Origin of the sequence: Acinetobacter sp. AHP123 (assembly GCF_023757925.1) — a bacterium.
GTDB classification, from domain to species: Bacteria; Pseudomonadota; Gammaproteobacteria; order Pseudomonadales; family Moraxellaceae; genus Acinetobacter; species Acinetobacter oleivorans.
Map to the genome: position 1 here is coordinate 1 of NZ_CP092455.1, position 24,516 is coordinate 24,516.

At 36.8% G+C, this 24,516-nt stretch carries 26 protein-coding genes and 1 pseudogene; 10 read left to right on the plus strand and 17 right to left on the minus strand.

What is annotated here, in order from left to right; all coding sequences use genetic code 11:
- The first annotated feature begins 85 nt into the window (after window positions 1-85).
- The gene (locus MJX77_RS19045; protein WP_252061369.1) at window positions 86-700 is read left to right on the plus strand and encodes an AAA family ATPase; all 615 of its coding nucleotides are present in this window, start codon (window positions 86-88) and stop codon (window positions 698-700) included.
- Complete coding sequence (locus MJX77_RS19050; RefSeq protein ID WP_252061370.1) at window positions 700-1,158, plus strand: hypothetical protein; 459 nt, start codon at window positions 700-702, stop codon at window positions 1,156-1,158. Before MJX77_RS19045 ends, MJX77_RS19050 begins: the two co-directional genes overlap by 1 nt.
- Before the next feature lie 12 nt (window positions 1,159-1,170).
- Here MJX77_RS19050 and MJX77_RS19055 read toward each other — a convergent pair whose 3' ends face one another.
- Complete coding sequence (locus MJX77_RS19055; RefSeq protein ID WP_252061371.1) at window positions 1,171-1,794, minus strand: helix-turn-helix domain-containing protein; 624 nt, start codon at window positions 1,792-1,794, stop codon at window positions 1,171-1,173.
- Window positions 1,795-1,924: 130 nt separating this feature from the next.
- On the opposite strand from MJX77_RS19055, the gene MJX77_RS19060 reads away from it, so the two are divergent.
- A complete protein-coding gene (locus MJX77_RS19060; protein WP_252061372.1) occupies window positions 1,925-3,109 on the plus strand; it encodes a hypothetical protein in 1,185 nt (394 codons plus the stop codon).
- A 36-nt stretch (window positions 3,110-3,145) separates the two neighbouring features.
- Here MJX77_RS19060 and MJX77_RS19065 read toward each other — a convergent pair whose 3' ends face one another.
- Window positions 3,146-3,703, minus strand: a complete 558-nt coding sequence (locus MJX77_RS19065) for a recombinase family protein (RefSeq protein WP_252061373.1) — start codon at window positions 3,701-3,703, stop codon at window positions 3,146-3,148.
- 181 nt (window positions 3,704-3,884) lie between these two features.
- On the opposite strand from MJX77_RS19065, the pseudogene MJX77_RS19375 reads away from it, so the two are divergent.
- Both MJX77_RS19375 and MJX77_RS19070 read left to right on the plus strand, forming a co-directional pair.
- A pseudogene (locus tag MJX77_RS19375) lies at window positions 3,885-3,962 on the plus strand (plasmid replication DNA-binding protein); the annotation flags it as partial.
- 366 nt (window positions 3,963-4,328) lie between these two features.
- Entirely contained in the window at window positions 4,329-4,646 is a 318-nt protein-coding gene (locus MJX77_RS19070; RefSeq protein ID WP_252061374.1) for a hypothetical protein, read from the plus strand.
- 199 nt (window positions 4,647-4,845) lie between these two features.
- On the opposite strand, the gene MJX77_RS19075 is transcribed toward MJX77_RS19070, so the two are convergent.
- The gene (locus MJX77_RS19075) at window positions 4,846-5,274 is read right to left on the minus strand and encodes a DUF6530 family protein (RefSeq protein ID WP_252061375.1); all 429 of its coding nucleotides are present in this window, start codon (window positions 5,272-5,274) and stop codon (window positions 4,846-4,848) included.
- A gap of 465 nt (window positions 5,275-5,739) precedes the next feature.
- Here MJX77_RS19075 and MJX77_RS19080 point away from each other — a divergent pair, with 465 nt between their 5' ends.
- From MJX77_RS19080 to MJX77_RS19100, 5 genes are all read left to right on the plus strand, one after another.
- Window positions 5,740-6,249 (plus strand): antirestriction protein ArdA, encoded by a 510-nt coding sequence (locus MJX77_RS19080; RefSeq protein WP_252061376.1) that lies wholly within the window; start codon window positions 5,740-5,742, stop codon window positions 6,247-6,249.
- 14 nt (window positions 6,250-6,263) lie between these two features.
- The gene (locus tag MJX77_RS19085) at window positions 6,264-6,518 is read left to right on the plus strand and encodes a hypothetical protein (protein WP_252061377.1); all 255 of its coding nucleotides are present in this window, start codon (window positions 6,264-6,266) and stop codon (window positions 6,516-6,518) included.
- 13 nt (window positions 6,519-6,531) lie between these two features.
- Window positions 6,532-6,849, plus strand: a complete 318-nt coding sequence (locus tag MJX77_RS19090) for a hypothetical protein (RefSeq protein ID WP_114212214.1) — start codon at window positions 6,532-6,534, stop codon at window positions 6,847-6,849.
- A 38-nt stretch (window positions 6,850-6,887) separates the two neighbouring features.
- Window positions 6,888-7,133, plus strand: coding sequence for a helix-turn-helix domain-containing protein (locus tag MJX77_RS19095; protein ID WP_114212213.1), 246 nt, complete (start codon window positions 6,888-6,890; stop codon window positions 7,131-7,133).
- Window positions 7,134-7,421: 288 nt separating this feature from the next.
- Window positions 7,422-8,201 carry a hypothetical protein gene (locus tag MJX77_RS19100; protein ID WP_252061378.1) on the plus strand — a complete coding sequence of 260 codons (780 nt, stop codon included), beginning with the start codon at window positions 7,422-7,424 and terminating at the stop codon, window positions 8,199-8,201.
- Window positions 8,202-8,241: 40 nt separating this feature from the next.
- Here MJX77_RS19100 and MJX77_RS19105 read toward each other — a convergent pair whose 3' ends face one another.
- From MJX77_RS19105 to MJX77_RS19170, 14 genes are all read right to left on the minus strand, one after another.
- Window positions 8,242-8,628 (minus strand): M15 family metallopeptidase, encoded by a 387-nt coding sequence (locus MJX77_RS19105; protein ID WP_252061379.1) that lies wholly within the window; start codon window positions 8,626-8,628, stop codon window positions 8,242-8,244.
- Between the two features lie 2 nt (window positions 8,629-8,630).
- Window positions 8,631-8,936 carry a hypothetical protein gene (locus MJX77_RS19110; RefSeq protein ID WP_118978579.1) on the minus strand — a complete coding sequence of 102 codons (306 nt, stop codon included), beginning with the start codon at window positions 8,934-8,936 and terminating at the stop codon, window positions 8,631-8,633.
- Window positions 8,937-8,950: 14 nt separating this feature from the next.
- On the minus strand, window positions 8,951-9,223 hold the full coding sequence (locus MJX77_RS19115; RefSeq protein WP_183176097.1) for a hypothetical protein: 273 nt from the start codon (window positions 9,221-9,223) through the stop codon (window positions 8,951-8,953).
- Window positions 9,220-9,450, minus strand: coding sequence for a hypothetical protein (locus MJX77_RS19120; protein WP_183176098.1), 231 nt, complete (start codon window positions 9,448-9,450; stop codon window positions 9,220-9,222). Before MJX77_RS19120 ends, MJX77_RS19115 begins: the two co-directional genes overlap by 4 nt.
- Window positions 9,451-9,460: 10 nt before the next feature.
- Complete coding sequence (locus tag MJX77_RS19125) at window positions 9,461-11,224, minus strand: hypothetical protein (RefSeq protein WP_252061380.1); 1,764 nt, start codon at window positions 11,222-11,224, stop codon at window positions 9,461-9,463.
- 65 nt (window positions 11,225-11,289) lie between these two features.
- Window positions 11,290-12,936: a phage terminase large subunit gene (terL, locus tag MJX77_RS19130; protein WP_252061381.1), complete on the minus strand. Its 1,647-nt coding sequence runs from the start codon at window positions 12,934-12,936 to the stop codon at window positions 11,290-11,292.
- Complete coding sequence (locus MJX77_RS19135; RefSeq protein ID WP_252061382.1) at window positions 12,920-13,258, minus strand: hypothetical protein; 339 nt, start codon at window positions 13,256-13,258, stop codon at window positions 12,920-12,922. The genes terL and MJX77_RS19135 overlap by 17 nt, the downstream gene beginning before the upstream one ends.
- Before the next feature lie 90 nt (window positions 13,259-13,348).
- Window positions 13,349-14,068: an outer membrane protein gene (locus MJX77_RS19140; protein WP_252061383.1), complete on the minus strand. Its 720-nt coding sequence runs from the start codon at window positions 14,066-14,068 to the stop codon at window positions 13,349-13,351.
- A 99-nt stretch (window positions 14,069-14,167) separates the two neighbouring features.
- Window positions 14,168-16,723, minus strand: a complete 2,556-nt coding sequence (locus MJX77_RS19145; protein ID WP_252061384.1) for a hypothetical protein — start codon at window positions 16,721-16,723, stop codon at window positions 14,168-14,170.
- Between the two features lie 18 nt (window positions 16,724-16,741).
- Window positions 16,742-19,267, minus strand: coding sequence for a hypothetical protein (locus tag MJX77_RS19150; RefSeq protein WP_252061385.1), 2,526 nt, complete (start codon window positions 19,265-19,267; stop codon window positions 16,742-16,744).
- A 13-nt stretch (window positions 19,268-19,280) separates the two neighbouring features.
- Window positions 19,281-21,320, minus strand: a complete 2,040-nt coding sequence (locus MJX77_RS19155) for a hypothetical protein (protein ID WP_252061361.1) — start codon at window positions 21,318-21,320, stop codon at window positions 19,281-19,283.
- Window positions 21,321-21,323: 3 nt separating this feature from the next.
- Complete coding sequence (locus MJX77_RS19160) at window positions 21,324-21,884, minus strand: hypothetical protein (protein ID WP_118978570.1); 561 nt, start codon at window positions 21,882-21,884, stop codon at window positions 21,324-21,326.
- A 31-nt stretch (window positions 21,885-21,915) separates the two neighbouring features.
- On the minus strand, window positions 21,916-22,383 hold the full coding sequence (locus MJX77_RS19165) for a GNAT family N-acetyltransferase (RefSeq protein WP_252061362.1): 468 nt from the start codon (window positions 22,381-22,383) through the stop codon (window positions 21,916-21,918).
- Window positions 22,384-22,391: 8 nt separating this feature from the next.
- Entirely contained in the window at window positions 22,392-24,515 is a 2,124-nt protein-coding gene (locus tag MJX77_RS19170; RefSeq protein ID WP_252061363.1) for a phage tail protein, read from the minus strand.
- Window position 24,516 lies beyond the last annotated feature (1 nt).

The window sequence follows — 24,516 nt, forward strand, 5'->3', positions numbered from 1 at the left end:
AAATTAAGAAAATATTTAACTGGATTCTACTTGTTTTTAAAATTAAAATAGCTCTATTGTTAAAGGTATTTAGAGCATAAGAAAAATGATTGTCTGTATAGCGAATCAAAAGGGTGGAGTTGGTAAAACAACATTAGCTACAAACCTAGCTGTAGCTTTAAGCAAGAAAGGGGAGACAGTTTTAGTCGATGCTGATGATCAGCAATCTGCTGTTAAATGGTCAAAGCGTAGAGCTGAAAACAAGATTGATACCGAGCATCATAAAGGCGACTTAAAGAAAGTTCTGCTAGACCTTCAAAAGAAATATAAATACGTGGTCCTAGATGTCGCTGGGCGTGATTCAGAAGAGTTCCGTAGTGCCTTGCAAGTCGCAGATAAATTGATTGTACCGACTCAACCAAGCCAAGCAGATGTTGAAGTATTGCCATTTGTCTTGAAGATGTTTAACACCTTCCAAAAGGTCAATGAAAAGCTTGAGCCGTTTATTGTGGTCAACAAAGCCCCTTCAAACTCAAAATCAACTGAAGTGGCAGATTCAATTGAACTGCTTCATACGCTCCCTAAATTCAAGATATTGAACACTGTGATCCGTGACCGTAAACAGTTCCGTGATGCTTCAGTACAAGGCTTATCTGTGTTGGAAATGGGTAGCTCGAAGGCTAAAGATGAGTTCAATGAGTTCTTGGTGGAGATCCTATAATGAGCAAGTTAAAAGCGAAAATAGGTTTTGGTGATGACCTAGACGAGATCCAGACTAATCCTGAAGCCACATTAGATGATGTTGCAGAGCAGGAAGTTGAATACACACGTAACTTAAAATACAAAATCATTCTTACACCGCATACAGGCGAAGTAAAAAAACGCTACCGTAAAGAACATGGACGCTTGGCATCTGTGCCTTTGTATTATGAGGAAGAGAAAGTTTTAAAAGAAGCAGCAGGTTTTGTCGGGGAGTCATTGAATGACTTCATCCGTGATGTGGTTTTGAAAGAAGCAAAGCGTGTTCTAGGTGCAGAAAAATTTAATGCTACGATGAGTAAGCCACTCAATTTAGCAAAGGTTGAATTAAGTGATGAAGAGCATTTGAAACTCAGTGAGCAGCGTAAAGCTGAACGTGAAAAGAATAAGCCTGCAAAGGCGAAGACCTATAGCGTGTAAAAGAAAAGCTCCTTATGGAGCTTTTTTATTTTTAATAAATTTTGTAGCAAGTAAGGAAGCACCGATACCAATACCTAACAATGGATTTGCAACTGATGCTAGAGCTACACCCATTGCTATGCCTGATGTACTTGCTATATCTGTAGGATTAATGAAACTTGTTGCTGCTACCTCAACCTTCTCTTGAACTTGTTTAACATCAAGATCGGGTTTTTTAGATACAAGATTTCTCACAGATTTTTTCAGATCTAATGATATGTGGTCTTCAAAATTGGTAGGAAGAATAAGACTATTTATATTTTCCTCATAATCTTCTTCACCTTCAGTATCCTTAATCAATCCATGCATTATGTTATATGTAGTTTGACTCAAAAAGGCTACTTCATGCTTGGTCAGGTAATCAGTTATCTCTTCAATAACAGCAACAATTTTACTTGCCTTAGTTCCAATCATTTCAGCCAAGATAGTTAAAAACTCCAAACTTATAGAAGATTCTCCCCTTTCCATTTTACCTATCGCTGCATGGCTCATTCCAAACTTTTTACCAAGTTCACCCTGCTTTTTATAGCCTGCTTCTAACCTTATTTGGTTAATAACATAGCCATTCACAATATCTAGTGTGCAAATTTTACTCATTTGATCAATCTCTTATATCTTTTTAACAATCTATGATTGTTAGTATAATTCGCTTAAAAACATTATGCAACTTTTAGTTGCATGAAATAATAAATAATGGATATTATGAATCACATCGGAGCGCAACGATATGGAAGTCCTGCTAACACCAGGCACAACTCAACAACCCAATAAGGTGAATAAAATGACGAACACAACAACTCAATTTGACGCAGAAGAATTTGCACAGTTCCAAGCATGGAAAAAACAGATGGCAGAAGATCAGGCTAAAAAAGATGCTGAACGCCAAGAGCAAGAATCGCTTGATGCAGTTAAAAAAGAGAGTTTCAAAATTGAAGATCTGGTCCAATCCAATGAAAAATTTCAAAAACTGAATGAGCAAAAAGTTAAGTTCGCTGAACTCTGTGATTTTACTTTTACAGACGCTAACCAAGCCTTAGTAGCAACTGTGTTCAGCTTTGCACAATGCCTTGCAGCGAATCAACGCACCACTGTTATGTTGAAAACGGCTGATGCTTTAACAACGGACTTTATGCACATTTACGGATCTTGGGCGTACCGCACTACGATGCATAAAAAGCTGAATAGCACTGAAGCTTGTATGACTGCCAATGCGATGCCTTATTACAATACATTAGGCACAATCTATGATGCTGAATTGAAAGAGCATTTCCGCACCCAGGCAGATGAACATAAACGCGGATCTCAGTATGTGGTTGCCCCTGTATCATTGCATCAATTCGCTACAGCATCTAAGGAGTTTATCGGTAGCTTTACAGTGGATCTAACAAAAACATCCGATAAAAAAATTGATTGGACTGAGAATACACCTGAATTAAACCGTTTGCGGAATGATATTGATTCCGACCAGTTTGAACTAATTTTTGAAATCCGTAAGGAGATTGAAAAACGTATTCCATTAATGATCAAGCTTTACAATATCTGTGAAGATAAAGCTGATTTTAAGAAGTACGCGCTTATTTTAGCAGTTGCGACATTCTTAGATCTTGAGTCATTTAATGTGATTAAAGAAGCCGTATTAGAAATGGCAAATAAAGTTGAAAACGGCAATATTGAATTATTCAAAGCTTCATTATCTGTTGCAGTTGAAAAATATAAATCTTGGAATCAAGAAAATATTTCAATTCATACGTTAGCTGAATTTATTACGGATACAGATTTTGGTGAAATTGGCATTGGTCGCTTGAGTTCGCTGTTATCTAAAATTGATTTAAAAACAGATAGCGTCCGTTGTATGAATATCCCGACTCAAGGTTTGGCAATTGCAGCAATTGAGCAGAAACTAGCAGCCTAATATGATAAATGTACTAGCCTTAATGACTGATCACCATTAAGGCTTTTGCTGTAGGGCACGTTGAACTGTAGCAACACCCACACCAAACCTTTTAGCCACACTTCTAAAAGTCGAGCCATCTTCCTGCATGGCTTTTTGTATTTCTGAATAGTCTACTTTGCGCTTCCTGCCTTTATACAAGCCCTTCGCTTTGGCTTTAGCAATACCTTCCTTTTGACGTTCACGGATCATAGAGCGTTCAAATTCAGCGAATGCAGCAAGCATCTGGAACATAAGTTTATTCATTGCCGATTGTGCTACATCATGGCTGAAGGTCAGATTTTCTTTATGAAAAATAATGGTTATGCCACGATCATTCAGACTGTTCACAATTTCATTCAAATCATTCGTATTTCGTGCCAGGCGGTCAATACTGTGAACATGCACCGTATCACCATCACGAAGGTATTCGAGCATAGCGTTCAATTGAGGGCGTTCACGGCTACCACCACTTGCCTTCTCTGTGAAGGTTTTATCAAGGTGGATGCCATCCAATTGGCGTTCCGTATTTTGTTCAATTGAACTGACTCGAATGTAACCGACATGATTAGGCATTTTGTACCGTTAGCTATTAGATTTATAGATACATATTGTACCGAAATAGAAAGTTAAGTCTATAGATACTGATTTTTATATGATTTTACTAGGTCCTAAATTGTTCCGTTAGGCTATACTCTATAGTTACATAAATTTAGGTATTAAAACTTCTCTCCGATAAACCCAGTACGGTTCACCTAAACAGATTGCTACCCCTGAACAACCAGAATCCGAAAAAAGGGGCTTTTGGAGCCGTTTTTTTAGACCCTATGATTAACCACGATTGTTTAACTGATATGAACAAAGTCGTGAAACATTGCTCAAAAAAAAGCGTGGAACGTGAAAAATCATAAAAAAAACCCACCTTGGGGAAGATGGGCTATAAACTAGAAACTACAGCATTGGTTTCTATAGATAATTATAACGCATTTCGTATAAGGTGTATTATGTTAATAATATAAATTTTTAAAAGCATATTGATTTAATAATAGAAAAATTATCAGAGTAGGGTATGTGTAAAGTAAACGTTCAATTATCAACCAATAATGATTAAAGATTTATATCTTATATGTGTCGCTTGAATCCGCCTGTTAATTTTATTAACATATATCTACCAAATTAATAATGCCTTAAGTGAAATAATATGCTAGATAACCATCATCACTTTTTAAAAAAATTTTCGATCAGTGATGCTGCTATAGCGTATAAAAAACCTCGCTCGACTATACTTAAATATATAAAAAGCGGAGATTTCGAACTTGACTACAATAACTTGATTGAATATAGCCAGTTAGTTAAAAAATTTGGTGAACTTACTTCCCCTATACGGGACGAAAGAGATCAACAAATCAAAAAACTAAAAGATGAAGTTATGCATTTAAAAAAACAACTTAATTTTTTTAAATATACTTCAATCTCAAACAAACATAGATTATTAATTTCTCATAAAGACTCAATTTAACATAATGGATATTATACGAAATGCTACTTAACTAATATTTATATATCAAATACTTATAAAGCCTAGTCTTACATGAAAACTAGGCTTTTTTATGTTCCACGCTTTTTCATTCAATTTATAGGCAGTTTTGTAATATTTTGCCAATAGTGTTGTATGTTTTTTAGATATTAATAAGGATTAATTAAGAGCAAAAAGTCTCCTAATAACCAAGCGACTTTAAATAGTCAGATAGACGTTTCAGTGAGATTTCTAAAACTTGCTTATTTTCTTCGTCCTCAAGACTATCTTTAAGGAGTTGGAGTAACTCAGGGTTTTTTATCAGTCTAGCTTGGAAGTCTCCATGACTAGGTAAGGTATTGTTCTTTGCATAGCTTATTGAAGCACAAAGCAGACTGGCAAGATCAAGAACACGGTGCAAAGGTAGCTCCTCAGATTGTCTCGACCATTTTTCACCTGTATATCTCCACACCTTAGCTGATAATTCTTTACCATTAGATTTATTCCATTGAGCAAGACCGATTGTTAGACCCTGAGCATCTGTTGTTTTAGCATTATAGATACCATCCATTTTTGCATAGTCTTCTAACAATACAATTGGTTTATGTTTTAAATGATTAGGGATTTCCATAAGACTACCTTTTAGTAAAATGCTTACTAGTTCATCTAGTAAAATATTTAGTAAATCTATCACTAAAGAATTAGACTTTCAATAGTTATCGAATTAACACAATTTAGTGTTCTAGTTCCATTTGTCGCAAGCAAAGCATTGCTTAGATCTACCGCATGATGTTTATAAGGGAGCTTGTAATCAAGGAAAGTATGGGCGAATTTTTTAATTAGGACAGTTCACTCGTAGACACTCGCTCTGTATATGTAGAGCCAGGTTAAGATAAAACACTTTTCATATAATAAAAACAGCTAATAATAGCTCTATTAATATAATTAAAATATAGTAAAAACAAGTATTTATTGTTGTATTGGGTACATAGTACCTATATAATTATAAGCATAAGGTGAGAGATAAAAAGCCTTAGAGGTACACATTGTACCGACTGTCAGGACTAGCAGAAAACCTTAGTCTAGGATTTATACAATGAACGCATTTGATTTCTCTAATAAAGCATCTGACTCTTCTAAATTATTCCGTCTTGAAGCTTTCAGCTTTACTTTTGATTTTGGCTTAAACATCTATTTCGATGATATGGACGACCTTCGTGACATCATTGGCGATACAGAAATCGAGTTTTGGCAAGTTGAAGGCTTGCAAGAAGATACCTACATGGATGTAGACAATTTCAAAGATCTTGAATCTGCTATTGAGCTAATCATGGAAGGACACTTCCAAGAAGATCTAGACCTATTCAAGCAGTTAAAAGATGAAGGCTATGTTTCTGATTTATCTCAGGCTCAAGAATGGCACGATGAAAACCAATTTTGTGAAGATATGTCTGATTATGATTTTGGTCACTACTTAATCCATGAGTTAAGTTGTATTGAGATTCCTGAAGCTTTACAGGGCTACGTAGATTATGAAGCCTACGGAAGAGATGCAAAGATTAATGACTTTGTGACTGTTGGCAACTTCATCTATAGCAACCACTGAAGGGAGCTATAGACATGAAAACAAATATTTCATCTTTGGCTTATGTTGCTAAACAACAAAAACATGCAGAACTTTTAAAAACTGTTCGTAATGGTAAGACTTGTTATTTTGTAAAAATTTCAGGTTATTACCCAAACCATTTAGACCGATTTTATAGAATCAATAAGGCATCTTATGAGCTTATCGAAGTATGCCTAAGCCGTTCAGATTCTTTTTTAACTACGGTTAAAGGCGACCTAGTTCGACACTTTAAATCTGTTCGAGCTTAAAGGAGCTATAGATATGAATGCACAAGTTTTTAAGTCTGAAGCTCTTAGCCGTTTAGCTGTTCGCCTTCCTTCTGCTGTTCCTGTTATGGCAAAGGTTGATATTGATCAAGTTGTAAAAGTTGTTAAAGTTGAATCAGGTGAAGTCTATATTATTTCACAGGATACAAAGGGCAAGTATGAAAACCCTTTTCATGTTTGGTTTATGCATAAGTCAGGCTTTATTCTGAGATCTGCAAACGGTGTACTAGGCTATAAGTCTGCTTTTATGGCTGAAATACATCTAAACAGGACTATAAGATTAAAGGGACAACGTACCTTAAAAGCCAATTAAGTGATAATATCAAGCTCCTGAAACATGGAGCTTTTTTAATGAGTAAATTTGAAAATATGACCTTTGAAAACTTTTTAATAGAAGCTCCTGAAGCAAACTTGATAAAAGATCTTAGACTAGATTTAGGTTTATCTGCTGCTCAGTGTGCCAAGCTTGCAGGGCTTTCAGATGGTGCATTATGGCGAAAGTATGAAGCAGGAGAGAGGCAACCCAATAAACAAACATGGACTGTCTTTTTAATGGCTTCAGGTCAGCACCCTAATTTTAAACTGAATACAAAATAGAATCTGTATAGGTACTAAGTCAGTGCCTATACCCTTCAAAAAATCGCCCGCTTCTTTGCTCATATAGTGCTTAGTCTTATTCCTATTTGTATCTGATTTAGGTGTATGATCCTGTTCCGTCATGTGAAGTCGCAAAGAAGCGGAAACGGCTACTTTCTGCATGTGATTTGATATTTACGGCTGTTCTTTGACCGTTCATTAAAAATATAAGCTAAAAGCCTAATGGTATTGGTTTATATTTCACACATACTGACATTATTTATAAAAACTATTCTCTTGGGGGAGAATATGAACACACATCATTTTTTTATTATTCCTGAAGCTACTCAAAAAGTAATCTCCTACGATTCTATTCGTAAACAAGTTTATGCTTACAATCCTGAAGACCCTGAACTAGCATCTTTAAAAGTTACAGATCGCCATGACAACCCACTATATGATCTACAGCCTGTAACTCTTCTTGATATTTTAGAGCAGTATGAAGATCTAGTAGATAATAAATATAATATTGTTGCTTATAACAAAACTAACAGTGAAGATCACTATTCATTCATCTTTTGTGATGAAGATAGTGTAGATGCTTTTAATGAAGTATTTGTCGATGGTGAACAATATAAATTAGCTAAGCATCTTCCAAGTAATCAGTTCAAAATTAAAAATATCGTTGTTACAAAAGTAGGCGAATCTTTCACATTAACTTATGAAGATGGATCTGAAATCGTTAAAGGTCATGGAATCATCCTTGATAAAGATGGAGTTGAAGAGCTTAAACTTTTAAAAGAAGGTGAGAAGTTTGCTGTAGTTGATCATACGATCTTCCATCATTGTGATTGGCTATTTGACCATACCTATAAGATCGTAAACGCTATTCAATTAGAAAGTGGCGAGTTCAAAACAAAACGAGATTTTGTATATGCCATTGAAGATGAAGAAGGATCTAAAGAACACGTTATTACTGCTAAAGGTAAACCAATGACTCCTGAAAATATTAAGGAGATTATTCTAGGTCATGTTCAACTGTCATTAGACGATGTTGTAGACTTTACTCCTGAAGTTATTGAAGACTAATAAAAAAAGCCCCTACTCTAGTTGAGTAAGGGCAATCCTATTATTTAGGATACTTGGACCATGTTAATTCAAAATGTGGTCCATCTTTAAACTTCTTCCAATCTCCACCCCAATCAATTGAGACGTTAAGTTCTGAAGCTGCTTTTTTCATAGCATCTGCAATCTGATAGTAATATTTCCAATCCCAAGAGACTATATTATTTACCCATGCTGCAAGATCAACTGCATGACCTGTAAGATGTCTACTATTGCTAGTTGTTGTTTTCTTCTCTTTTAAGAGTTGAGCTTGTCTTTCTTTCGTTCTTAATCCTTCTGTAATTGTAAAATCACATTCAGTTAATTCAATTGCTCTCTTGACCACTTTAACCAGGTCAGGATGAACACCTTTTAAATTAGACAAGCTCTTAGTACCGAGCTTGTATCCCATTATTATTCTTCTTTGTTTGGTTTTAAATCTTTAATGTTCTTGTTGAGTTGACGCTTTAAATATTTGATAACGAGTTCAGATCCTAGTGTTCCTAGTACTGCTGCTGCGCCTACTACTGCAATAGTAGGTACAGAAGCCCAAATCAAGATAGATCCTGCCATTAAGCTAGTCATACCGTTAAGTACAGCCTTAGCTCCAATAACTTTCCATGTATCTTGATCTGAAGTTGCAACAGATTTAGCTAGGTAGATAACGAACCCTATTCCAAATAAAAAAGTTGATAAGTAAATATCACCTGTTTTAATCATTATTCTTCTTCTAATTATTTTATTTGTAGTGCGTCTTGCCACATCTGATCTACTTCTTCTTCTGTTAAGGCTAAAGCTTGAGCTAGTTGAATAACTGTAGGATGTAGTCTAGATATTGTGTCTGTACTTTCAAATTCGATTTGAGTACGTTCATTTTGAGATAATAATTCTTTAACTTGAGTCAGTAATCCATTGTCATACATGACCAGGTTAAATTGACGCTTAGTTAAAGATGGTATTTGCTGTCTTTTAATTTGTACTACTTTCTGAGGATTGATAATAATCATTCTTGACCTCCATAGCCTGAAGGATTACCAATTGTATCTAGGTCTAACTCCCAAGCATTTCTATACTCTCTATCAGTAGGGATTAATTCATCTTCCACTATCCAAAATGGTACGTTTAATGGAATACTGATGATTGCTATTTTTTCTATTGTGTATCGTTGTAAAGCTGATTCTGTTGGATGTACAACGGATACTATACCTTCATTATTTATATATATTGCTTTCATAAAAATCTCCTTAACAAAATATAGCGACATTCGCAGAAAACGAATCAAAGAAGCTATCTTGGTTATTATCAACAGTAGCTATGCGTACTGCATTTATTGTTTTTAGTGCTAGGCTTGTACTTGTACCTTTATATTCAACCAATATGTTTGCTGAAGTTGCTCCTGAAGCAGTACTACCTTGTGATGCAGTACCTACTAGACAGTAGTTTGTATGTGGCATTGGTTTATCAAAATTGATTGTGTAATCACCTGTACCGTTATCTGTGATACTTAATACGTTCCCACTTGCATTAATAGCTACTGTATCAATTCCTTTAAAATTGACCCATGCTCTACATGCATAAACAGGAGCTTCACCTGTAGCATTTATCGAAGATCTAATATCACCTGTTATTTTTCCTGATACGGTTAGATTACCTTGTACGCTTTGACTTCCTGCCCAAGTATTGCCACCTGTTAAACTAGGAGCTGTATTAGGTAACACCTGTTCTGCTGTTCCTGCACTAACTCTACAGATCCAAATACCAACTGCTGATACAGGTCTATTCTCTCCTGCTGTAGGTACGACATTAGATGCTTTAAACTCCATAGGTGCATGAGATGATGAACTTACAGAGGTCCAAGAAGAGCCAGACAGTGTATGTCCTCCTGTAGTACGAGTGCCTGAAACAAAAGCACCTGTTACTGATGTACTGTTCGTATAAGCCCCACCAGAATCCCCAAGATAGGATTTCCAAGGTGTCGTACCTTGAATATCTCGAATAGCATCTTTAAAAATAGTCGCTTGATAAATTGTTTCTCCTGCTATAGATCCATTACCATCACCACGAAGGAACAACCCTTTAATAGAGTCAGCTAAGAATCCGTTTAAGTCAGGCATCCTGAATGTCGTAACTCCATCTCCTGAAGAGTAAGCAGCACGTTTAGTTGGATTTGCTAACCATTCAGCATCACTAATAAGTACAAATTTGCTTTGTACCTTAGCCCATAGAGAAGGAAAGTTTGCTCGATTAAGAAGTTGACCGTCATAGGATGCATAACCATCATCTATCGTTAATCGTGTACCGTTATGCCAAATTGGTGTACCTAAAGGTAGAGCTAAGAAGTTAGATTCTGTTTTGCTATAAACATCTAAATTAGTTCTAGCTTGGCTTGCTGTTTTCGCACCTGTACCACCACCACTTACATTTACTATTGTTCCTGTACCACCTGATTGGATAAGAGAAACAACTTCTTCTTTACTGTGTACATTTAGATTGGTACGAGCGTCTTCAGAAGATGCAGCTCCAGTACCACCACGATTGATAGGTCTTGTTTCTGTATTAGTAAGATCTGCTAATTCATATGCATCGTCTGCTCTTGCTTGAGCATCTTTAGCTTCTTTTAATGCTTGATTAGCTGTACTGACTGAATAAGTGTAGTCAAGATCATATTGATCAACTTTATGACTCTGCTCTTGTAAGTTTAACCAAATTTTATCTAAGTCTTTATTTAGAACTTCAGGTCTAAAAGTATTGTTAAAGCTTTCAAAATTTGTTGTTCTTTCTAGCTTTGTTTTCCTGAATATTTCTAGTTTTTGATTAGCTAATAAAGGTGTATGGAATTCTATGCCGTTTACATCTTTTAGATAGTTATAGTCGTTCATGCTAACGACTACATCATTCAATTTAATAAATAAATTTTCCTTATCTTCAATAAAGAAATTTACTGTATAAACTGAGTCAGCCCCATTCGTTACGTATTTTGCATACGGTACAATTTGTTGTACTGTCATTGTTATTTTCATTCCTAATTAGGTTTTAATTTTTATTGTTTTTAACTCTATTAATAGAGCTATTATTAAAAGTCAAGTTTCATCTCTGAATACTGATTAGAAGCTTGCCAATTGTTGTTATGGTTATATGTTGGATAGTGATTGTGTGTACCAATACGGACGGCTTCCGCAGAAATTGCTCCTGCTAAACTATCGACATAATCATCCTTGTTATTTGTTACAGATGGATCAAATAAACGCATCTCTTTGACTTGAGGACTATCTTGTCCATTCACTTGTAAAACAGATTGATGTGCATATAAGTAGCCTGATAATAAAGGAGCTTCTAGCGTTCCTAAAATACGTTTGTTCTTGTTCTGAGTTTCATGTAGTTCACGTACACCGCAGTAGATATTTCGTTTCTTGAATACTGATCTAAGAATTGAAGGTACATGACCACCTATTCCATTAGTCTCTACGATTATTGAAGGAAGCTTAAACTCTTCTACGATGTCAGCTAATTGATAAGCTTGACCACCTATTATTTGTCCTTTGTCATCTGTAACTGCTATCTCACCTGTTAAAGCTACTGATCTGTGCCAGTAGAGTTTTCCGTTCTCATCCTGAAGGACCAAAGCAACTGCTGATACATCTGATTTAGTTTTACCGCTACTAGGATCTAGTTTAAGAGTTGCAGATACAATCCTCTTCTCGCCTAAAAGCATCTGGGTCTGTCCATTGGCTCTATGCCAGGTTACTTCTTCGTCATAAGGTACGAGTCTGTCAGGATCTAATCGGATCTCACCTACAGGCTTAGCATGGAGCTGATATTGGCTATCCCATTCATTGACTGTATTACATTGCTTTCTACGATCTTCCATCACTTCAGGAGTGAATCTGTCAGACCATAAAGCATCTGCATATAAATCGAGTAAGCCATGTTTAGCTGTCAGCTTGATTAAGTAGTCATGTTCCCTTTTCTCAACTTTATAATCGTCATACTCATTCAATAGTTTGGCTTGTGTACCAATACCACTGAACAGGTATTCAGGTTTAAATGTCGTTGAGACTTCTAGCTCTCCTGAAGTAAAACGAGCTTCATGTTGGAACATGCGAAGGATTAAGCAGTTAGCCCCTGCTTCTTGGATCTGTGTATATAAGCTGTCAAAGCTATGTGGAGTTCCAATAAATAGGCGTTGTGATCCAGGTACTAAAATATGGACCTGTTCTGATAATCTATATCTGAGCTTTTCCCTTGATTCAGGAGTAGCTGTCGTTGTTGGTGTCTCTACGTCATCATTTTGAATGAATGTAGAACGTGCGCCTGTGACGTTAGATAAGATACCTCTAGCATGTAAGTTGCCATGCTTAACGTCTGAAGATCCGTGTATCCACCATTTCTGTGTTTCACCCTTTGCTTTCTGTTTATTCCAAGTTAAGGGATGTTTTTCTAATACTTGTTGAGTTCCACGACTACATTTATAAGCATCGGGATCTGTCGCTCCTTGATGGAGTATTAATTCATCTGCATTCTTATAAAGTCTGTATGCGTTATATACATCTAATATGGTGGACTTGGCATGACCACGAGGAAGCATTAACAAACCTAAGTTGCCAAAGTCTTCAAGCCACTCACAAACTGTTATATGGAAGTCGGGGATCTGCCAACCATTGACTAGACCCCACAACATATAGAACTCAACAAAGTTAGCTGTATTAGCCTTCTTTGCCATCCTTTTTAGTACCCTTTTTACGTTTAGTCAGCTCTTTACGAACTGATAGAAGGAGCTTCTCAGCTTCAGCTTCTTTTTGTTTTTCTTCGTCTTCTGTTGTTGTTATTGCTTGTGTCTTGTTACGTGCTTCGATTAGTTGTTCGATACGTGCTGCTATAGCTAAAGTTTGGTTAGCACTCTTGTAAATCCATGCTGCATTTCCACGTCCAATTTTAGTTTCTTTGTCTTCACTGTTACCACGTTCAACTAGATCAATAGTGTCTAGTATTGCTATCTCCTGAATACGGACTAGCTCACTTTTATATTCTTCAATTTTGCTCATTGTTTTTCTTATTTTAATAGTTCTATTAATAGCTGTATTATTTGTATTGTTTAAAAGGAGGGATTATTCCCTCCTCTTTATTCTTGGGTATTAGAAGCTGTAACGAACACCTAAAGAATAATCATGTGATACTAAATCTGCTGTATTTTTTAACTTAGTACCTTCAAAAGATTGGCTTACATCTGTCTCCCCAGCATCAACATAGCGATACGCTAAATCAAGAGCCACATTTTCAGTTACTTTGTAAGCTATGCCTGCACCTGCTGTCCAAGTGAAGTTATTATTTGTATCTGTAGTAATATTCTCAGAGTCACCAAAAGCTTCAGGGTTAATTGAAACCTTATTTTCAATACGGCTTACACCTACACCAGCGCTTAAATATGGTGTGAATTTAGATTTGTTTTTAAAATCGTAATAACCATTTAGCATCAAAGACTGAGTTCTAAGTTCATTTACTAAAAAACTAGGAATACCTTCAGGAGCTTGCTCTTCTTCACCATTAAAAATACCTGAGCTGATATTTGGTGCAAATGTAGCTTTATCTTTATATGTATATTCTAGTTCAGCACGTGCATTTACTTTGCTTACCTTACTAAAATCAAAACCGATAGCAGCTGAAATATTTGGGTAAATAGTTTCATCTGCATCTTTATGTTTATAGACTAGACTCTCATCACCATCAGCAAGATCCAATTTATAGTCTTCAAATTTTGTGTCGCTAACACCTGCTTTCAATGATGTGTAAAGCCCACTATCTGCATAAGCAAAGCTTGAAGTTGAAAGAATAGCTGCTAATAGAATACGATTCATTGTTTTACCCCTTAAATAAAGCAATAACTATCACATATTTTATGTATAAATAATAGTCATATACATATTTTAATGAAATTTTGAAACATTATGCCTATTCTAATTAATATTAGGTACTCGTACCTCTTCAGAATCCAAATCCCACCAATAGCTCATATTGTAGTTAGATTCTTGTCTACGCTGTTTACGTTCTCTGTATCCCTCATCAAATAGTTCCTGCATTTCTGCTATTACTAGACGATCAAATACTAGTCTCGAATACCATACGTTCTGAAATGGAATGTTGTTCTTAATGACGTTTACAGCTTCAGCTCCATAGCTTGAATCTCGTTCTGATAAGTAAGCTGTTCCTGCTCCTGATACCATTGTTCCAACTGACATTACATCTTTAAACGCAGCAGGAATAACGAAGTCCTTAACACTACGTTCTGTAGGATCTGCCGTAGCACTAATAGCATCTGCCAAGAAGGAAGCTGAACCGCCTTTCACAATAGCCTTCATATAGAAGTCTAAAGTTGTTGGATCTTCTAGGTCTTTACCTTGTGTCAGGTTTTGAATCTGAGCAACGATAGCTCCCATGAAAGTTGTATAGGCAAACAGTTTAGCTAGGTACACAAACTTCTCTTGTGGAGTACCTTGTGCCATTGCTCTTGTCCATTGACGAGTAATTATAGCAAGCGGAAATTGTTTAAATTGCATAAAGAATCTAGTTAATTCGTTTGTCATCGTTCCACGTTCACGACCTAGACCCATCATAGTAGTTTCTCTAGCCCCGACCTCAAGAACCGCTGCATTAGTCTCTGTATAAACATGATTCATATACTTATTTGCTAACTGCTCTTTTAATCTGAAAGCATGGTCAGCTAGTTCTTGAGCTGTATAGCCTGTTTTATCAAAGTTGTAATAGTTAAGAATATCTTCATCTGACATTTTAAATATGTCTTGATTGGTTATAAGCTTTTCACCTGTTGGAGCTTCAGTTCTAGTCACAAGTTGAAGAGCATTCCATTCATGTTCAGTGATACCACCACCTTCAAGCATCTTCTTATCTTTAGGACCAAGTTCAGCCCATTTCTTAGCTGAGTTCAGATTAGATACATGATGCATAAGGGATACACCAAAGGCACGTTTAGCTGAAGCTGTAATATGGTTTAAGCCTGAAGATCTGATAACTGCATTCGCAATCTTTCTTGTATTGGTATTGGCTTTAGCTAGTTTAGTTGATGCTGATGCTAAATCGTCATCACCGAAGCGCACAAGGGCATTGGTCATCTCTCTTACGCCTAAACCAATACTGATAGCAAAGTCTCTGTCTTCTTTATTGGCAAACTGTTTGAGATGTTTACCGAATACTTTTGAATAAGCCATTCCATGCATTTCTGAAGCTAATTTCATAGTTGCCTGATCTGAGAATGCTGTAATAAAAGCACTACCCATCTTAGTAGCAACGGTCCATGATCTGAGCATACCGCCTACTTGAGCTAAGTTGCTATCAATTGGAAGAGCTTGTCCTGCCAGTTCATCATAATGCTTGTTAATTAGAGCTGCTTGCTTTTGAATCTTACGATGCTCTTTAACGTACTTTGGATCTTGCATCATCTGATTAAGCAGATCATGTCCTAGTTGTTTGACGAGTTTTTCAGGATTTGAACCAAACGTCTGCATGAGTCCAATTTCTGTTGCCATACGTCTTACATGGTTAGATAACAGATCATGGAAATTTACTTCTCCAAAGTCTTCTTGATACTTCACCCAAGCATCCGCATCTTTAAAATGCACTTCCCTATGATGTTGGTGAAGCCCCTGCATATTCATCCCTACAGGTAGATCTGTTTCCGATTGAACAGCATGAGCCTGTACTGAAGCTTTGTTATGTCCTTCTGATGCAATGGTGTTATAGACAGCCTTTAGAACTTCAGTGACTTCGGCTTCATTCATACGTGAACCGTCTTCTTTACGGTATTTAGAACGATCTACCATAGGAAGTGTGTACTTGACCCATGCATCCTGCCCTGCCTGAATGACTTTGTAATGACTATGAGATTGAGGAATACCATAATTAGCAAGCTTCTTAATATCACCGCCATAACGGTTATAGTGGAGTCTGAGCTGTTCTAATGTGTCTTGTACTGACTTAGCTAGTCCTGCTATTTCAGCGTCACCTGAAGGCTTGCCAAAGATCTCTTTAACTAAAAGTTTTACTTTATCTGCATCTATTAGATAGCCTAAGCCTTTTTGAGTTTTAGTAAATACATCTGCTAAAGCCGACATATACCTTACTTCAACCGCCTGAATATTGTGTTCAACTGACTGAATACCTGATTGATCAGTATGCATAACGATTTTTCTGTTCAAACTTTCTAATGGATTAAGCTTTGAATGAGAAGTCAGTTCATGGACCAATTGTTCACGGATCTCTAAATCATTAACAAGATTGGTTACTTCTTTAATATGCTGATCGGTATAGTTCTTGATTGCTCGATCTGCAATTGCTTCAGCACGTTCTTCGTCTGTCATACTCTTCCAGGCTTTAATATCTTCTTGTGGGAGTTCACGACTAGCTTTGATAAATTGTTGCTCTAATAGGTCAGCTTCTTTATCTGTTAATTTGCGTCCTAATACACCTTCTACGGCTGATTTACATTCGTTCTTCATTCAATTCTCTTATTATTTTTATGCTGCTTGTTTTAATGCACACTTAGCGAGTGTACTCATTGTTTTAGCCATTACTTGTATATTTTCTTGCTCACGGATAAGTTTGTCTTTCCACTGAGATGCTGTTAGATCTTCACCTGTTTTTTTAGATGAAATGACTAGATCAGGATTAGCAATAAGCTTGTCTATTGTTTGTTGTCCTTTAGGGATTTGAGATAGGTATCCAAAAGCTCGACCTTCATCAAAGATACGATCTAAGGCTGTTTCTAGTTCTTTATTGCCTTTATGGTCTACTAAATCTGTCTTATTTGAACGTGCTACGTGAATAGATTTAGTTTGATGTGCATCATCTACCGTTCTACGCACGTATGAGCCACGATACTGAAGTTCTTGAACTGTATTTCCATCCTTGTCTTTATAAGTACGTGTCAGTTCTTTATGATATTTCTTATCTTCATAGCGTTGCTTTTCTTTCCAGTCTGCTGCAATGCTTTCGTCAGGTTTAAACTCTTTTGCAGGATCATCTACCCTATCCTTCACTTTAATCGTATTTGATGTATGAGGTACTAATACAGTCTCACTTTCTGCAAAAACATCATCAATCAATTTACTGAGTTCTGCATCTGACATCGGTTTATAGTTTGGATCAGGAAGATCAGGAACTAGATTTCCATGTTCATCTAATACCATGTTTGGCAGATCTAGCTGTTCTGTTGTCAGATCTCCCATTACTTCATGTTCCATATTTCGCTGTTCAAAAGCGTTAAAGTCGTGAGGACTAATAAATAGATCATCTACGTCAGGAAGGTTATCTAGGTCTAAACGATCTACTGTTCCTTCATAGCTTGATTCAGGCTTAATAGGAGCTTGTTCTACAGTTGATGCTGTTTCAGATTCAAAAACAGATTTGTGAGTTGATCCTGAACCGCCATAATGTTGAGCTGTAATATCATCTATCTTCTTAGTGAAGTTGTGTATTGCATTGCCTATGGTTGCATCTTTAGGAATACCGTTAATACTCATTAAATGATCAGGATTCTTACTAAACTTACTAATGACAGCTCTAGCTGATTGGTTAGAATTGTCTTTAATTGCTTTGAATACTATTTCTGCCCCTCCCCTGCCAAGTAAGTGAGGAATATAGATCTGTGAACCTGTTAGAACTACACCTGTCTTGTCTTCGATATACTTAATATTGGATTTAGTATGTTTGATACCAAGTTTGATCTGTGTATTTAGATCATGTCTATTAGCTGCTGTACCACCTTCTGCTTGCCAGGTTGAATCAATAAACTGAAATACACCTGTAGCTGAAGACTTCTTATTTTTGATTGTAGGACTAAATGTACCTCTACTTTCAAAATGAGCTAGGGCTACAATTGTTCTTGAATCTGCATCTGATAAGCCTTTAGCCGTTGCTTCATCATAAATACGTTTTTGTGTACCTGTAGCAGTAAAAGGTTTAACTTGTGGTTGTTTTGGTGTGCTTGTACCAGGATACTTCATCCCAGGGTTAAGCTTTTCCCATATTATTTTTCTATTCTGTTCAGTAGCTTCAGCTAATGTCTGTTTTTTATTAGTTGCTGTCTTAATAGAGCTATTATTTTGAATATGCTTTTTAACATCATCTAAAGTCTTGAGCTGTCCACCTGTAGCTTCAGAGATATTGACCTTCTCACCTTTCATCACTTGATCAATCGCTTGATTCAAGTTAGTTTCATGTTGAGCAAGATCATCTACTGATTGAGCCACGTTTGGCATACTCGATGTATCTGCATCTGCTAAAGCATTTTCAACTGTAGCGTTAAAGTCTGCTTCTGCCTGATGAACTTGAGCTTCAGGAAGATCAGGATTAGTTTTAGCATTTAGATAACGACTGCCTGCAAAGAATACCGAACCAATGGCTAAGTTAGTAAAGATAGCTGTTGGATCTGTTGCCATGTCTTTGTACTGCTGTCCTTGTTTCTTGTACCCCTGACTATCTAAATAAGCACCTTCTAAATATAAAGAGCCTTGTCCTACTGCTGTAGGCGCAGCAACTAGAGCTGCATAATCAAGCATTAAAGACTTTTTAAATACATTGGATACAGGTAAAAAAGCTAAAGCAGCATTGGTAGCACCATAAATATTAGATGCTGTATCTGCTGTTTCCTGATCTACACCTAATTGCTGTGTAAGTTTGGTATGTTCAATTGCTCTTGTACCTAAGCCTACTGTAGCAGCCATTCCATAAGGTCCTAATGGTGCGCCTACTGCCCCTGCTGATACAACTTCAGTAATACCTGAAGCGATATGTCCTGCTGTGCCTTGATTAAGTGGAGTGAAAGCTTCATTTGCTTGTTGCATACGTCTATCTGCAACTTCATCACCTTCTACAAATCGGCTTGCAGCATTAGATACGGATGTAACACCTTTAGCGACACCTGATACTGTGCCTAATCCAATGTCTGCTAGTGTTCCACGTTTAAACTTTTTAGGATCTGTTAGTTTCGTTTCATCAAAGGCTAAGTCTTGTTCTGTAAATTCTCCACTTAATAAGCCCATCTTTTTATCCTTGTTATTTCCAAATTCTCATAATGTACGGTTTTGCTGTTTTAGGATTCTTCATCACTTTGCCATTAGGCTGTAAGAACATGAACCATCCAGTAGCATTAGGTACAGGTTGTACTACGTGTGTTTTTAAAATGTCTTCGTCAGGAGGAAGATAGCCTGTCTCTTTTCGATACTCAGTTCTGAAATGATTTTTAATATGATCTTCAAAGCTTGTTTGAGTAAAGCCATACGGCATAAAGATGTAATTAGTATTTTTACCTAACTTCTGCTTATACGTTCCTCCTGTAGCAATATCGAATGCTTGTTTAGCCATTTCCTTATTGATCAGTGGATTACCTTTATCATCACGTTTAATGATGTTCTCACCACGTTTAGCGAGTCCTAGATAAATCGAATAAGCTAAGTTTTGATAAGCTCGATGTTCATTTGTACCAATCGCTGTAGCATTGCCAAATTCAGATTGAATCGCATTATGAAACTCTTTCTCTACGCCAAGTACAGAAGCTTGTCCTGCATTGAGGATCTGCTTTCCTTCTAAAGCAACTTCTGCTGCTCGGATATTGGTATTGTGCAAGGTAATATCTAATTGGTTAAGTTTAGCGATACCCATATAGTCATAAGCATTCTTTTCACCACCAATTAGACTGAAATACTCTTTTTGAGCTTCTTTATTCTTTCCTGCCATTTTAGTTAGATCGGTTAGCATTGCCTTCTGTTGTTTAGGCGTTGCATCAAAATAACGATCTTTGAATGCTGTACGTTCTGACTTATTCCATTGGATTAGTGAGCCTACGCCACCATTTGCTTTCTTTTGATCTGCTAATATATCTGTAGTGATTTGAGCTTTCTTAAAATCAATTTGACCCGATCCGATCTGTTCAGGAGTGACTGTATAAAGCTTATGTCCTGTTTGAGATTGAACTGCTGCTATAGGATCATCATTGGCACGTTGTTTTGATGTAGCTGCAATGTTTGTAAATACGTTTAGCTTCTTCACTAATGCTGTTGCATCTTCTTGAGGTGTATTTTCTAACTCAGTTTTAAGTCTTGCTATGCTTCGTTCCTGTTCAATTGGTGAAGCATCTCTAAACTTTTGAGCGTCTTTATTTAAAGCAATCGCTTCTTTGACTTCTGACTCATACTTTGTTCCTTTTACTGCTTCTAGTGTTTGATTAACCAAACTTTCAGATAGTGGATAGCCTGTAAAAGCATCTGCTACAAAGTCTTTGGTTAGCTGTGCATGTTCTTTATCAAGTTCTTTAGCCTTGATCTCAAGCCCTTTATTGATACGGTCAATTGCAGATTCAATATTTGCCTTATATGCATCTCTAGTCTCTACCTTCATGTGAGGAAAAACTGTATCTACATTCTTCTGCAATTCTTGTAGTGCTTTAACGTCTTGCTGACCTTCTAAACCACTCAACACACCTTTAGCATCTGATAAGTCTCTACGTTCATTCCATTTTTGCGGAGCTTCTTTCTTCTGTTCAGGAGTTAAAACAGGGTTACGGTTTACTGTGTCCAGGTATAGAGCGTATGCCTGTTCTCTATTCTCAATTTTAAGAGTAGCTTCAGCCACTTGTTCAAAGTCTGCATTAATCGCTCTACGTTCTGTTTCATAAGCCAATGGCTTTACGTTGACTTCTGATTCCAGGTACATCTTCTCAGAATAGAAATTGAATCTGTCATGCTTGGTTTCAGGAAGTGTCTGTCTGTAAGTCTCAGTTAAATTATCTGATTGCTGTCTTAAATAAGCTTTAGCTGTGTTCTCATCGTATTCACCTGTAACCAACTTTTGCTTAGTTGTGGTAACGATGTCTGTATATTCAGCTCCATATTTAGCAGCTTGTGTGTTAAAGAAATACTCATCCTTTTCATCTTGGATCTTCTGCTGTTCATTCAGTTTTTTAGCTGATACTTGCATACCAACTTGACCAAGATTGCTAACTGCTTGAGCGACTTGTCCTGCACCTGAATCAATTACTCTTCCAGGTTGAGCTTGTGGCATGACATTACCAAAATTTCCAATAGGGATATTTGCCATTTATTAAGCCCATCCACTTGCTGAAGTTTTGATTCTTGATGTGTCCATAGCTAAAGTATTCGATTGAATACCTGATATTGATTGTGTAGTTGTCTTCCCTACTGTTGCATTCTTAGGTGCATTGCCAAAGCCTGATAAAGCTGTTGATGCTGTATTTAGTACACCACTCACTGTTGCTTGTTTTGCCTGTAGATTGTAGTTCTGAGCATCTGTCTTATATTGAGCCGACTGATTCTTAGCATTAAAGAAAGTAGTCCATGCATCTTTAGAAGCATTCAGATCAATATCTTCTTCAATGGTATCTACTACTGTATCGTCTGCATTCAGATCTAGTCCGTTAGCAGCCATTTGTGCTTGAGCTGCTGATTTCTGCTTCTTACTTAATTCTCTAATCCTATTGGCTTCAACTACACCTTGAGACTCTGCATTCTTGGCATTTTGTTCTGCTTGTTTAGATTGTGCTTTAGCCGACTGCCTAGAGTTATATGCTGCATAAGCTGTTCCTGCTACAGCTAATGCCGTTGCAGCCCAATATGCGACTGCTGCTGCTCCTGCTGCTGCCATAATTACCTCACTATTATTTTTATTATGTGTTTTATAGCTTCATCTCAAGAAATGAGCCTGTATGTTCAAAGCCAAACTTCTTGTAGAAGCTTATTGTTCTTTCTGTGTTGATCTTGGTTGCTGTACCACATTGAATGATTGTAGCTCCTGCTTCTTTAGCCCATTCAATAAAAGCTGTGACAAGCATATAAGCTACTTTACTACCTCTATTATTAGAGCTAACAAATAAACAGTAATCAAAAGCCATAAGGCTTGTAGCACTAAACCATTCTCTCGTTAGTCCACCTACAAAACCGCCTAAGATCTTTCCTGTTTCATCTTTACAGACCAATACGCATCCTTGAGATGGATACAGTATTAAAGTTTGAAGATGTGTTTTAACTGTTGCTAGGTCCATAGGACGTTGTGAGTATGTTTCGGATTCATTCCAAAAGTGAACTGCTAAATCTAACAGTTCAGGTATGTCTAATATCTTTGCTTTTTCTACTGTATATGCCATTTATATTTTTATCTGTCGTTAATATTCTGTTCCATGACTACAGCCGTTATATGAAGTGGTAATGGTTCAGATTGTTCTATGATGAGTTTGAAGTTATCAAAGTCGTTCCATCCGTTCATCTCTATGCGCTTGTTACCTGTAAATGGTTTAGGAGCTTCAAATAAGTTCTCTGTAAACTGTTTTAGCTCGACCATCTCCCCATTCACTGTAGGATTGAGAGATTCATATAGATAAAGGTTGATATGGTTGATCTTGATAATGCTTGGACTTGATGTTGCAGGACTGCCCTGTAGCTCAGGAGCAAATAAACTTACTCTCGATGTGAACTTGCAACCTATATAGACCTGATGGACTGATGGATCACAATCAATGGTTAATGTATTGCCGTGTCTGTTTAAGATTGGAAGTGAGTAGGTTGAATTGCCGTCTTTGTAATAAGCAGCTACATCATTTCCTAATACGCCAATCTGTGTATGTTCGATGATACAAGGATTGTTATGCTGTACGTCTACTTTGATTACTGAGTCTAATAACAGCTCTTCCTTCATCTGTTCAATCTGTACTGTTCCATTTCGATTGACTAGAAAATAAAGTCTGTCAGATCCAGTCGTAGAAGGTAATGACGTTACGCTTAATACTGTTCCACCTATATCATGTGTTGACCATGCGATAACTGACTGCTCTCTATTCAGTGTTAGGCTTGCTAATTTTCCGTTGCCTAATACAAACCAAATAATAGAATCAGGTTCAGCACAATACACCATCTCTTTAAAACCACCATTCTTCTTAGCAATGTGACTTGCTAATACTGTCAGTTCTGAAGATGTTAGTGAGTCAATGGAATAGTCATAAAGCAATGTACGGACTCGTTCTGCTCCACGTTGTACGAAGATAAGTTCTGATCCTACTTTCAATGGCTTGATGTTTTCTGTTGACCCAAAACTTGTATGTTCTAGGATTGAAGTATTAGTAGGTGTCATTGCATTCTGTGAACTGATGACTAATTCAGATCCCCCTGTCATTACACATATACCTCTTGATTGAGCTAGATGTAGTACGTTGGTTAATTGGTCTGAACTTGCTGATACTGTAAAACTGTCTCCATCTGCTACTGTTGGAAGGAAGTTTGTTACATCTCCTACTCTTGATAGCCATACATAGTTTGGATAGGTTTTAGTTCCTGCTATTACAAGACGCTGCTGATACATTGTCACGGCTCTTGGATACCCTAGATTGACTTCAAAGATGTCTTGTTTAAGAGTCCAGCTATTGCCTATAGCTTCAATATCAGTATTTAGTTTTAAAAGGATCTCACCGAGTACTGTACTTGGACTGACATACTTATCTATTCGTATAATACCTTCATTGATAAATACAAATTTATTAACATCTGCTGCTGTAAAAGCTTGTGCTTCTGTTACAGAAGTTGTACCCCAATACTCATCTGGTATTGTTCCACCTTGAGAGGGTTGTCCTAATGTGGGTGTATTTCCTTGAGTGATCTTTTTAGCTCTAAAGTAATACCTTGTACCGCTAATTGTATGATGACAAATATCACCCACCTGATAACGCTTAGTACTGTCATATACAGCATAAGCTGAAGCAGTTAATGTTACTGTCTTTCCTGCATTCTTTTCGTTTGGTTTAAGCGGTAATGTTGGAGTAACAACTTCTTCCAGTGGCGGTACATAAAAATCAAATTCATCATAAGCCCAATTGGTTAAGTCTTCTGAAGCTCTTACCCAGGCTAATGGATGCTCGCTGTGTGCTATAAAGAATTGATACCTATTTTGTGTATAGTTAATTTCATGGATCTCTTCTTCTGTATATGGAGTTACTAGGCTTTTAATTAATGTTCCGTTGCTATCCAATACATCTATTGATAGAGCTTTAAAAACAAGTAGGTAGGCTACTGAATGACTGATAATGAATGGAAGGATTCTAACAGCTCCTTCTGTTACTGCTGTAACTGCTGTACCACCTCTACGCTTTAAGCCCCCTTCTACAATTGGAAGAAAGTTCAGCATCTCTTTTGTGCCGTTTCTATATTGCTGTAGATCTGTACGCATCCATATATGTGGACTTAGTTCGCCTGAAGTGAAGTTGTTTTTAATTAGGTTGATCTTAGCCATA